This is a genomic window from Corynebacterium sp. EPI-003-04-2554_SCH2473622, assembly GCF_001665955.1.
Lineage (GTDB): Bacteria > Actinomycetota > Actinomycetes > Mycobacteriales > Mycobacteriaceae > Corynebacterium > Corynebacterium pseudodiphtheriticum.
This window is the reverse complement of record NZ_LZMN01000013.1, coordinates 1-11,347: the sequence shown is the minus strand read 5'-3', so window position 1 is coordinate 11,347 and position 11,347 is coordinate 1. Positions and strand designations below refer to the sequence as shown.

The 11,347-nt window shown below is 57.2% G+C and carries 11 protein-coding genes and 1 tRNA gene; 5 read left to right on the top strand and 7 right to left on the bottom strand.

The features are described from left to right. Together A5774_RS01215 and A5774_RS01210 are read right to left on the bottom strand one after the other, a co-directional pair. Positions 1–1,892, bottom strand: a 1,892-nt coding sequence (locus tag A5774_RS01215) for a putative Ig domain-containing protein (protein ID WP_156519513.1), incomplete at its 3' end; no start/stop codon positions are given. Positions 1,893–2,281: 389 nt separating this feature from the next. Further along, positions 2,282–2,354, bottom strand: a tRNA-Thr gene (locus tag A5774_RS01210). Positions 2,355–2,583: 229 nt separating this feature from the next. On the opposite strand from A5774_RS01210, the gene A5774_RS01205 reads away from it, so the two are divergent. The 5 genes from A5774_RS01205 to otsB all read left to right on the top strand — a co-directional run bounded on the left by A5774_RS01205 (position 2,584) and on the right by otsB (position 7,696). Next, positions 2,584–4,188, top strand: a complete 1,605-nt coding sequence (locus A5774_RS01205; protein WP_064833082.1) for a threonine/serine exporter ThrE family protein — start codon at positions 2,584–2,586, stop codon at positions 4,186–4,188. Positions 4,189–4,282: 94 nt separating this feature from the next. Then, entirely contained in the window at positions 4,283–4,705 is a 423-nt protein-coding gene (locus A5774_RS01200) for a hypothetical protein (protein WP_021352422.1), read from the top strand. Between the two features lie 70 nt (positions 4,706–4,775). Further along, the gene (locus A5774_RS01195) at positions 4,776–6,329 is read left to right on the top strand and encodes a trehalose-6-phosphate synthase (protein ID WP_064833081.1); all 1,554 of its coding nucleotides are present in this window, start codon (positions 4,776–4,778) and stop codon (positions 6,327–6,329) included. Further along, positions 6,326–6,880 (top strand): hypothetical protein, encoded by a 555-nt coding sequence (locus A5774_RS01190; RefSeq protein ID WP_156519512.1) that lies wholly within the window; start codon positions 6,326–6,328, stop codon positions 6,878–6,880. Before A5774_RS01195 ends, A5774_RS01190 begins: the two co-directional genes overlap by 4 nt. 33 nt (positions 6,881–6,913) lie before the next feature. Further along, positions 6,914–7,696, top strand: coding sequence for a trehalose-phosphatase (otsB, locus tag A5774_RS01185; RefSeq protein ID WP_064833083.1), 783 nt, complete (start codon positions 6,914–6,916; stop codon positions 7,694–7,696). A 32-nt stretch (positions 7,697–7,728) separates the two neighbouring features. On the opposite strand, the gene A5774_RS10780 is transcribed toward otsB, so the two are convergent. From A5774_RS10780 to A5774_RS01160, 5 genes are all read right to left on the bottom strand, one after another. Beyond that, complete coding sequence (locus A5774_RS10780) at positions 7,729–8,019, bottom strand: hypothetical protein (RefSeq protein ID WP_082936040.1); 291 nt, start codon at positions 8,017–8,019, stop codon at positions 7,729–7,731. Positions 8,020–8,116: 97 nt separating this feature from the next. Next, complete coding sequence (locus A5774_RS01175; RefSeq protein WP_064833078.1) at positions 8,117–9,139, bottom strand: alcohol dehydrogenase catalytic domain-containing protein; 1,023 nt, start codon at positions 9,137–9,139, stop codon at positions 8,117–8,119. Positions 9,140–9,301: 162 nt separating this feature from the next. Then, entirely contained in the window at positions 9,302–10,084 is a 783-nt protein-coding gene (locus A5774_RS01170) for a hypothetical protein (RefSeq protein WP_156519511.1), read from the bottom strand. Continuing rightward, positions 10,071–10,259 carry a hypothetical protein gene (locus A5774_RS01165; RefSeq protein ID WP_027018181.1) on the bottom strand — a complete coding sequence of 63 codons (189 nt, stop codon included), beginning with the start codon at positions 10,257–10,259 and terminating at the stop codon, positions 10,071–10,073. Before A5774_RS01165 ends, A5774_RS01170 begins: the two co-directional genes overlap by 14 nt. A gap of 84 nt (positions 10,260–10,343) precedes the next feature. Further along, positions 10,344–11,347: LacI family DNA-binding transcriptional regulator (locus tag A5774_RS01160; RefSeq protein ID WP_064833076.1), on the bottom strand; the 1,004-nt coding region annotated here is incomplete at its 5' end.

The following is an 11,347-nucleotide window of genomic DNA, read 5'->3' as shown; positions in this document are numbered from 1 at the left end:
CCAGACTGCGGATCAACAGCTACCGTCGCATCATCAACAGGCTGACCATCAACAGTGACGGTACCGCTCATACCCTCAGTCGGATTAGCAACCTTCTGACCAATCTGGGTCGGCTCACCCTCAGGGATGACATTGCCACCCTCAGCAGCATCACCAGAAATAGAAGGAGCAGTCGGGGCTTCTTCTTCAGGCGAAATCGTGACGCGGATCTTCGAGGAGACGTCTTGACCGGCAGCGTTCTTTACTACGTTTCCTTCCTCATCAACGAGAGTGATCGTCGCTTCAGTTCCACCCTCTGGCGTTTTCGCTGTCGGCGTACCCTCAATTTGCTTGGTCTCAGGGTTATAGGTCAAGCCATCTGGCAGGCCGTCGACTTTAACCTTTGTCCCCTCAGGTTGGTTCGTGACGCTGACCCCAACCGGATCAATCGGCTGGCCCACTTGACCATCAATATCACCCTCTGGGGTCAACTTCAGGTCAATCTGGGAAGGATTTTCCTTCGGCGTTTCGCCATCTTTATAGCATCCACCGTTCAATCCCGAAACCTCGTTCAAGAAACCGTAGTTCGACGCACCGGTTCCAAGGTTCCCAAGCTGACCGGTGTTGCGCGAGCCGAGGGTAATTCCGCCGTACCCAGCGGTGACCTCGATCTTATCGCCAGCTTTCAACGACACGTCGCTCGGCACCTTGATCGACCACACCCCATAACGGTAATCGTGATCTTCCTTTGGACCTGCCCAAATTGGATCTTTACCAGGGAATTTTACGAACACCGGAGCATAGCCGGTACGTAGTCCAGAGATAGTTTCAGCTCCGGCTACGACCGGATTGAGCGTTGGTGGCGCAACGCGGTCTTTATTCTGACCGTCGCCGACGGTTGCTTTAACCGCCTGCGATTCTTTGCCATCATGAGTTGTTCGCGTGACGGAGATTTCTTGACCGTCTTTAAAAGTCTCGCCCTTTGGAAGCGAAACTGACCATCGACCGGCAATACCAGCCCTGGTGGTTAACGGCTCCATGCCAGGAATTTTTACCGTAATGGTTGCGCGGCGGCTCTGGAGTGCACCAGTTCCATCCGCATTTCCCGAAATCGAGTCTTCTCCTGAAAGAATTGGGCCGCTCAGGGTCGGAGGCGTTGCTTCCGCCGCTCCGCCTTGAACTTCAATTTGAGTTGCCTTGGTCATGTCGTGACCGAGAATATTTTGATTTAGGTTCGCAGGTGGGTTCACCCAGTGCTCCCCGGGTGCACAAGTAGCCTCGGATGCATCCGCAGGTGCATTTTTGTCACCAACTTGAATTCCTTGCTCGAAACGCCACACATATTCACGGGTCTGACCAGTTTCTGGATCTTTTGCAGAATACCGCGCACGCATCGGGATCATCATGCGGTCGCCGAACCTAGCTAGCGCACCAAGTCCAAATAGCACCTGGCCGGTATCTTCAACTACATAAGGGGAAGCGCTTCCCGTTTGCGGGTTTTGCATCTCAGATGGGGCACCCGGCCCTGCGCTCTTGATGCTTCCATCCTTGTTTTTATTCCATCCGAACCATCCGCCTTTGTTGAAGGTCCACGAAGGATCGGCAAGCTCAAACTTCGTTCCAGCCGGAAAGTAAGTGTCAGCCAAAACACCCGTGCTGCGAACATGGCGCGCAGAACCACTACGCGGTGTACCTTCAGTACCACGCATCTTATCCTCCGCGTAAAAAACTGGAGGATTCCGCTTGAGGGTAAGCTCCTGTCGGACATTTTCTTGCGCCTGCGCCGCAGCCGTGATTTCAGGGTAGGCAACGGACTGGGCGAATGGTGCAACCAGCGCCACCGAAAGAGCAGCGGCCGCGATGGTAACGCCTTTACGGCGCACAGCCTTGTTCATGGGAATTTGGTGATTCAAAGTAATTCCTTCCGGGAATCAGACGTCGCCCCATCTTTGGGGTCAGGGAACTTCAAGCTGGACAACAAGCTTGCTAACGACAAGATACAGGCTTTTTTCAGAGATCGGCAAGGCTGATTCGGCTGAAACCGCGCAGCATACCTTGGTTTTCGCGTTACATTTCCGCACTCTATCAAACTATAAGGAGCTCTTAGCTGTGAGTTTCCCGAAAATGTTGAACAATAATAGAACAAAAAATCTTTATGCTTGTTGATATAAATTACATTCCTGTAACGCCGGAGAATCAACAAAGCCACAGATAGACGCACAAGGCGTGGGGATGAATTACTAGCCGAGGGAGAATAACAGTAATTCCCCTGGCGGTAAGCAACCCCGCCAGGGGAATAATGAGCTGGAGACGAGACTCGAACTCGCAACCGACGCATTACAAGTGCGTTGCGCTACCAATTGCGCCACTCCAGCACCGTGCAACCGTTTCTCGCAACTACTACTGAATCACTGCTGCATCTACACAGCATTGCGGTATGCGCGGGGCACGAGAAAACACTTTAGCCCAGGCGTCGGCAAGAGAAAAATTACCCCGCCAGCCAGGGCACTCTTCCGAGCAGAAAGCCACATCGCCAAAGCATGTAAAATCCCCACAGACTGTACTGACCACCCCAGCAACCGCGCGATATGAGGTATAGCCACTGTGTCTTGGTTGAACAACCTGAAAACAAACCTGCGGGGCACCGGCTCCAAAATATCCACCGTCGACGCCGCCAAAGCCGCACCGCCACCATCGCCGCTGGCACCGGTGGATCTCACCAACCCGGCGCACCTGACCGGAGTCATGGAAATCGCCGCCCGCATCGGGGAAATCCTGATCTCATCCGGCAACTCCAACTCAGACGTGCGCGCACAAATCCACTCCGTGCTTAGCGCCTACGGCCTGTACCAAGCACACGTGGATATCACCACAAAGACCATCACCATCCACGCCAATATCGGCACCATCAACGAGCGCATCCCCGTCAACGTCTTCCGCGTGGCACCAGACTTGACGGTGGACTTCTCCAAACTCACCGCCGTGGACCGGCTAATCCGCTCCATCCAATCTGGTGCCACCCCGCCAGAGCGCGCCGAGCAAATCCTCGACAACATCATGGCCGAAGTACCGCCACACTCGCCGAAGATGGTCAACGTCGGCTGGGGCATGCTGGGCGGCGGTGTATCCGTGATGCTCGGTGGCGACGCCGCAGTGGGAATCCTGGCGTTCATCATCTCGTTTGCGATCATGGCCACCAACTCCTGGCTGTCGAAATTCCGGCTGCCCGCGTTTTACCAAAACGTGGTGGGCGGATTCATCGCCACGGTGCCCGCAGCTGGGTTTTATACCTTCGCGGGCAATATCGGCTGGACCTTCTCGCCGTCCTACCTGATTGCTTCCGGCATCATCGTGCTGGTGGCAGGTTTGACGCTGGTGCAGTGCTTTGTCGATGGCATTACCGGCGCACCGGTTTCCTCGGCAGCGCGCTTATTCGAAGCCATTCTGATGACCGGCGCCATCGTCGGTGGCGTGGCACTAGGCATTCAATTCGCCATCCTGGTCGGCTGGCAGCTACCACCGCTAGAGCACACCAGCCCACCAAACGCACACGAGATCCCACTGCGCATTGTGCTCGGCGCGCTTTCTTCTGCCGGTTTCGCCTTCGCGTGCCAGGCGCGCCGTTCCGCAGTGGCGGTGGCTGGTGCTACCGCCGGTGCTGGCATGGTCTTCTACTACGGCATCATGGTGCCCCTTGGCGCCGGCGTGGTGCTGGCCTCGGGTGTCACGGCCGGAATCATCGGCCTGGCCGGTGGTTTGCTGGCTCGCCGTTATGAAATCCCACCACTAATCGTCGCCGTGTGCGGCTATACCCCCATGCTTCCCGGTTTGATGCTCTACCGCGGCATGTACGCGATGATCAACGAACAAGCCATCGTCGGCTTTTCCAATGCCGGTGGCGCCATCGCCATCTCCGCAGCCCTGGCAGCCGGTGTGGTCTTCGGCGAAAAAGTAGCCCGCAACCTGCGCCGCCCCCGCTCGTACCGGGCCTACGCCGCAGTGCAACGCGCCGGACGGTTCTCCTACCGCCAGGCCGCCAAAGCCGCCGCCAAAGGCAGCTCCGCAGCACGGCGAATCCCCCGCGGCAACAGCGGAACCAACGCGGGCAAGCAGGCGTCGGCAAGCACCAACGTCAACAGCGACGCGCACGCCGCGCAAACACGGCCCTCACAAACCCAGACCTCACAGCGCAAAACCGACCACACATAGCGTAGAATGGCCTAGTTGTAGGTAAGACGCACAGCGTTGTAGGTAAAACGCACAGCAGACCCAAAAACGATACCGTTCCAGGAGGAAGCACTCCATGCCACCAAAGGTCACTGACAAGCATCCCGAAGTAGAACAAGAACAGGCAGTCGAAGAACAAACCGCTTCTGCCGCCCGGCGCATCGTTGCCACCTACGCCGAAGACTTCATGGATGGCGTGACCCTGATGTGCATGCTGGGTGTAGAACCAGAAGGGCTCGTGCACTCCAAGGTTTTGGCCGAGCAAAACCCACAGCCGGCAGACGATTCCGCAGAAGGCTCCGGCACGGCCAAAAAGACCACCAAAAAGACTTCCAAGAAGGCATCGAAGAAAGCCACCAAGAAGTCCAGCAAAAAGTCGACGAAAAAGACTGCTAAGAAGGCCTCCAAGAAATCGACGAAGAAAACCGCGAAGAAGTCTGCAAAAAAGACTTCCAAGAAGGCCACCAAGAAATCCACAGCCAAGAAATCTGCTGACTAAGCCTGCCGGAACGGTGGCACGGTGAATAAACGAAATGGTGATTGAGCAAAACGGTGATTGAGGTACCACGGTGAATGTTGGGCACAACGGGCACGGCGTCGGCGCGCATGATTTCGTGGTGGTCGCGAACCGCCTGCCCGTGGACCTGCTCAGCAACGCCGACGGCACCACAGAATGGAAAGCCTCGCCCGGCGGGCTGGTCTCTGCGCTTTCCCCCATTTTAGAATCCCGGCAAGGCTGCTGGGTTGGCTGGCCCGGTGTGGCTGATGCCAGCCCCGAACCGTTTTACAACGACGCCGGGGCACTGCTGCACCCGGTCACGCTTTCAGAATACGACTACGAGGCGTTTTACGAAGGATTTTCCAACGCCACCCTGTGGCCGCTGTACCACGACCTGATTGTTCCCCCGACCTACCACCGCGAATGGTGGACGGCCTACCGCGAAGTCAATACACGCTTCGCCGAACACGCCGCCGCCGTAGCCGCACCCGAGGCCACCGTGTGGGTGCAGGACTACCAACTGCAATTAGTCCCCGGCATTCTGCGCCAACTACGCCCGGACGTGCGCATCGGGTTTTTTGCACACATCCCCTTCCCACACCCAGATATTTTCCGGCAGCTGCCCTGGCGCCACGAAATCATCCGCGGACTATTGGGCGCCGATGTGGTGGGCTTTCAGCTCACCACCGATGCCAACCACTTCTTACAGCTAGTGGCTGCAGGATATGGGGTCTCCAACCATGACGCCCGCGATAGCCTGGAATCGGCGCCGCGGGGGCAGGGTTTTTCTGCAACAGGTACTGCGAGTTTGCGGGAAATTACTGCACGCATCACCACCCCGGATTCCCGCGAGGTTGGGGTGGCTGCATTCCCTATCTCTTTGGATTCTGCAGCACAGCTGGAATTCACAGACGCCGATGCTGCAGAAATCACGAGCCTACGGGCAGCTCTTGGCAACCCACAGATGGTGTTTTTAGGTGTGGACCGGCTGGATTACACAAAAGGCATCGTCGAACGACTACAAGCTTTTGAAGAATTGCTAGAAGCCGGGGTGCTGAATCCGCGCGAAGTATCCTTCGTGCAACTGGCCACCCCCTCCCGTGAACGCATCGAGCACTACCGCAAAACCCGCTCGGTGGTGGAAGAAACCGTCGGGCGCATCAACGGACGTTTTTCCACCTTCGGCCACCCCGTGGTGCACTACCAGCACACCAGCGTGCCCAAACAAACACTGCGCCGCTACTACCGCCTGGCCGATGTCATGGTGGTCACCCCATTTAAAGACGGCATGAACCTGGTGGCGAAGGAATACGTCGCCTGCCACAACGACGGCACCGGCGCGCTAGTGCTTTCCGAATTTGCGGGCGCAGCCAACGAATTACCGCAGGCGGTGCTGTGCAATCCTTTCGATATGGAATCGATCAAAGCCGCGATGGTCACCGCCGTGGCCGGGTTACGCGAGCACCCGGAGCGCATGCAGGACCGTATGCAGCACATGCACGCCCACGTGTTGGAATACGACGTAGCCCGGTGGGCGCAATCTTTCCTGTCCAACTTGGATAGGTTCGGCTCGGAAGAACTCAACCCGAGCAAATTCGCTGCCGGAAGTGGTGAGCGCCCATGAGACTGAGCTTTCGCCGCAGGCGCAGCTGCAGCCACAACCACAGCCCGAACCCCAGCGCGAATCCCAGGCGTCGACAAGTGCTGGCCGGGGTGCTGCTCAGCGCCAGTGTGGGCTTAGCTGCCTGCGGGAACGAAGAAACCGGCGCCCTATTAGATTCCACATGGCAGATCACCCACATCTATTCCGCGCCCGAAGACCCCACCGAAGTACCAACCGATATCGCCGGTGTACCGCGCCTAGGCTTTAGCCAGAACAGCATGGCGGGATACACCGGCTGCGCACCACTGCAGGCCCAGGTGAGTTTCAGCGATGACTCCGGCGCGTCCGTCGCCGCTAGTGATGCCAGCTTTGTGCTGCTCAATGAAGTAATCAGCGACGAAATCGATACCGAATGCACCGGAACCGCCGCCTGGGTACACAGCCACATTGCCGGCTTGTTGCAGTCCGGCAACCGCTTCGCCTTGCACTTTGACAGCCGCGGCGAGCTAGTCATGCAGCTTGACGACGGACAGCCGATCAATTCACCTGCACTGCGCATGTTCGTGCTGTAGTAGGCCACCCGCCGAGCCACTATCATGTGGGGCATGAACACCCCGCACTCTCTGGCCACACACCCGGCTTTTGTGGCAGCCGCAGAAAGCCCCCGCCTGCTAGTCGTCTCCGATTTCGACGGCACGTTGGCGGGTTTTGATCCTGACCCCTATGCCGTGCACGCCCACCCGGGCTCGCTACAAGCACTGCGGGAGCTATCCGGGCTGTCCAACACCACCGTCGGGGTGCTATCCGGCCGACACGTGGCTGGTTTAGAAAAAGTATGCCCGCTGGCACCGCCTATATTGCTGGTTGGCTCGCACGGAGCAGAAGACCGCAACGGGGCCACGGTGCCACTGACGGCGAAACAACAGAACTTCTTAGACGACGTCGGCGCCGAGCTGGAGGCTTTAGCCGCGCAACACCCGGGCACCTACGTGGAAAATAAGCCATTCCAGCGGGTATTTCATGTTGCTCCCCTGGCGGTGGAGGACCCAGCGGCTGCACAAGAGATCTTAGAACGTGCCCGCCAGGTTGCTGCACGCGGCTTCCCCGTCACCCCCGGAAAAAATTTGGTGGAGTTTTCCGCCCTAGAAATCACAAAAGGCACCTGGCTGCAGCGCGAAAAACAGCGCTTACAGGCAGATGCCGTGGTGTTTCTCGGTGACGATGTCACCGACGAAAATGCCTTCGCCGTGCTCGGCCCCGATGATGTGGGCATCAAGGTCGGGGCCGGTGCTACCTGCGCGGGCCACCGGGTCGCAGATATTGACGAGGTGGCGAATGTATTGCAGGACCTGGCGGCCCGGCGCGGCAGGTACCTCGCTAGGGCTTAATCAGCCAAGGGGCAAAGGCTGCGGCGAGGGATTTAGTGCTCGTCCCAGTGGCCATCGTGGAAGGCGTGGCGGTGGCCGTCATGCACGTAGTCCACGTGATCATCGTGCGGCACGGCAACGTGGCCGCAGTTTGGGCCGTGCTCGTGCTCGTGGGTTTCGTGTGGCTGGTGCTGCTCATTTTCGCACTCGTCCCAGTGGCCGTCGTGCTCGCGGTGCAGGTGGCCGTCGTGCACGTAGTCGACGTGATCATCGTGCGGGATGGCAACGTGACCGCAGTTTGGGCCGTGCTGGTGGGTGTGCTCTTCGTGGATTGCGTGAGTCATTTTCTGACATCCTTTCCGCCTCGTTTTCAGTACATTTTCATTAAACATCATTGCCGATATATTTTCAACAAGCGGACGTTAATGAAAATGACACCGTTTACGGCTTAAGCATGACCTTGATGGCTTCACGACGGTCCATAGCGGCATAACCTGCGGCGGCGTCGTCCAGTGACAGAGTTTTATCGAAAACATCACCCGGTGTGATCTTGCCCGCAAAGATTAAATCAACCAATTCTGGCAGGTATTTGCGCACTGGAGCCGGGCCGCCTTCCAACGAAACCAACGAAGCGAATAAATCCTTGCCATCCAGTTGCACCCCATGGCTAACACCAACGAAGCCCACATTGCCGCCGCGGCGGGTAGCACCAATGGCTTGTTTCATCGAATCGTCCGTGCCCACAGCCTCAACACAACCATGCAGGCCCACACCGTCGGTCAGTTCTTTTACTTTTTCAATAAATTCCTCACCACGCTCCGGAATGATGTCCGTGGCACCAAATTTCTTCGCCAGCTCCTGGCGCGATTCATGGCGGGAAGAGACCACAATGCGCTCCGCGCCCAACTGCTTGGCAGCCAAAACCGCAGACAAGCCCACGGCACCATCGCCGACCACGCCGATAATCTTGCCTGCACCAGCACCGGCAACATCTACGCCATACCAGCCAGTACCCAGCACATCAGAGGCAGCCAGCACGTGACGCAACTGGTCCTCATTTGGTTCGGCAGGCAATTTCACCAGGGTACCGTCGGCAAGCGGGACACGAGCATATTCCGCCTGGGTGCCCACGCCGCCCATAAATTCGCGGTTTAAGCAGCCAGAGGGGTAGCCCGCCTGGCAGATTTCGCATTTACCGCAGCTGGCAACAAAGGAACCAACAACCCAGTCGCCAACCTGAATATCCTGAACCTCGGAACCGATTTCGGTGACTTGGCCGACGTATTCGTGGCCCATGCGAGCACCTGGGTTTACCTCTTCGTCACTACGGTACGGCCACAGATCAGAGCCGCACACGCAAGCCGCCGCAACTTTGATGACGGCGTCGGTAGGTTTTTCTAGTTGTGAATCGGCGACGTTTTCAACACGGATATCGCCGGCAGCATGGATGGTTACAGCGCGCATGTATGTGCACTCTCCTTGTCATAATTGGATTCTGCTTTGTGCAAAATCCCAATTCTAAGAAGCAGAACACACTGGGGCTGGGTGCAATTTTCAATAACAGATCACGGGAGAAGAACATGCAGTTGACACGGCAACTTTATGCAATCTGCTACGTGCAGCCGGTTAGCTGCGGGCAAACTTTTTCTGCCAAGCCGTGTCGAATTCCGGCAATGTCCAACCAATTGGCTCCGGCATCCCGTATTCGTCGACAAGTACACGGAGCGCCTCATCCGGGCAATCCCTTACCGCTGCAGCCAGCTGTGTTCTGCGCCAGTTTTCACGCGCTGTACGTAGGTGTTGCTGCCATTTACTGTTATCAACATCAAGCTTGAACTCCACGCGCAGCATTTCCAAGACGTCTTCCAAGCATGGCCGAAAGCGATGCCCACCAGTAGGGAAATGCAATTCTGATAGCCGCGTGCCCCGCCGAAAATAATTACGCACTTTCTTTGTCCGCTCAACATCAAATTTGGAAGCAAAGCCCATGAGATGCGTGAACTCATCACGATGCGCATGGACATGAATGTGCGAACTCGGGCGGTGAGAATCCTGATCCTTGACGTACTCCACACGAAACAACGGTGCTTCGGTATCACTGCCATAAGGCATCACACGAATCGAGGACTTCTCAACCGCTAGATGCTTCCCTTGAGAATCCCAAGTGCAATTAATCTTCATCCCCAGGCCTAAAACCGGCCACCCCCGAGACTTCAACTTCACCACTTTGGGTAAGTCTTCTTTCTGCGCGAACTGAATAACAATGGAATCACCGCGTGCGGATTGCGCAATCACGGTTTCAAGAACAAAGTCATTGTCAGCAAAATATTCCAGCGCATCCGTCAATGTCCAAGCCAGCTCATCAGCTTTAGCCTCTAACAATTTTTCATCAGCACTACTCAATGCCAAGCAACCACCTTAAAGTTTCAATCCGGTCCCACACACCCGCTTCTTTCGGCGAAAGGCTATACGTGTAAGCGCGTGCTTCAAATTCTTCGATTCCACCTTCCACGCTTGCCTCTAAATCCTGTAATTGCCGGGCGGCTTCTTCTTCTGTCAGATGGATATGGCGAACGGCCATCATTTCCTCCTTTCCATCACGTCGATATTCTGCCTTCTACCGCTCACATAACTACAGATTCTGCGCAATTTCCATAGCAAGCATGTTCTAATTATGTGGCAGAGCCACCGTAGAACCGGGATATAGCGAAGTCCCCAAAATCCTGCGCACAGGCGTACTATCCGGCTCGTCGATCAGCCCACGCAACACACGCCCGGCCGCAGCCCCTTTGGCTTTGTTCGGCTGGATGATCGTCGTCAAACCAGCATGCCGAGCTTCCGCGATACCGTCGAAACCAGTCACCGAAAGCTGTTCCGGAACCGAAATCCCGCGCTCACGGGCCTCATTTAACACTGCCAAAGCCATGGAATCAGTAGTGCAGATAATCGCGGTCAGCTCCGGGTGCGTGTCCAGCATCTCGCGGGCGGCACTGCGCGCATTATCGGCGTCGTTAATATGCCGTGAAATCACCGGGATCTGCGCCGGATCCAGCCCGGCGCGCCGACACTCATCCAATACCCCGGACACCCGCCCGCGCTGCACGTGCATGTCTGCCCCAGGAATATCGGCGGCAGCCACAGCCCCATCAACACGCTGCTGGAACAGCCGGATCGACAACACACCGATGCGCCGGTGGCCCGCTTCCAACACGGCGCGGGCGGCCGGGCGGATCGCGGCGTCGTCATCAATGCCCACAAACGGCGCGCCGGAATCCGTCGGCTGGTCACACACCACCACCGGCAACCCACGCGCACGGGCAGCCCGCAAATAGGGATCATTCGCAGCCACAGAATAAATAATGAAACCATCCACCCCGGCCTGGTTCACGGCTGCGGTGGCTGCGTTAGTGGTGGCGTCGGCAAGCGTGTCCGGGCCCGCGGGAATCAAAGTCAACGAAAAATCGGTGCCGTGGGTGGACTCGGCAATTCCGGCCAGGAAATCCACCGAAGCCATGTCCTCGAAGGCATAAGACAGATGTTCGGTCAGCACCACACCCCAGGAACCAGCATGTTTGGTGCGCAACGAACGCGCCGTCGGGTCCGGCCCCGGGTAGCCGCGGGCTTTCGCAGCCGCCATAATGCGCTCACGGGTGGCCTCAGACAACTGATCCG

Coding starts and splice junctions, on each gene's coding strand:
- A5774_RS01175 (WP_064833078.1), bottom strand. CDS start 9,139: ATGCGCGCTGTAACCATCCATGCTGCCGGCGATATCCGTGTTGAAAAC.
- otsB (WP_064833083.1), top strand. CDS start 6,914: ATGAACACCCCGCACTCTCTGGCCACACACCCGGCTTTTGTGGCAGCC.
- A5774_RS01190 (WP_156519512.1), top strand. CDS start 6,326: ATGAGACTGAGCTTTCGCCGCAGGCGCAGCTGCAGCCACAACCACAGC.
- A5774_RS01165 (WP_027018181.1), bottom strand. CDS start 10,259: ATGATGGCCGTTCGCCATATCCATCTGACAGAAGAAGAAGCCGCCCGG.
- A5774_RS10780 (WP_082936040.1), bottom strand. CDS start 8,019: ATGACTCACGCAATCCACGAAGAGCACACCCACCAGCACGGCCCAAAC.
- A5774_RS01200 (WP_021352422.1), top strand. CDS start 4,283: ATGCCACCAAAGGTCACTGACAAGCATCCCGAAGTAGAACAAGAACAG.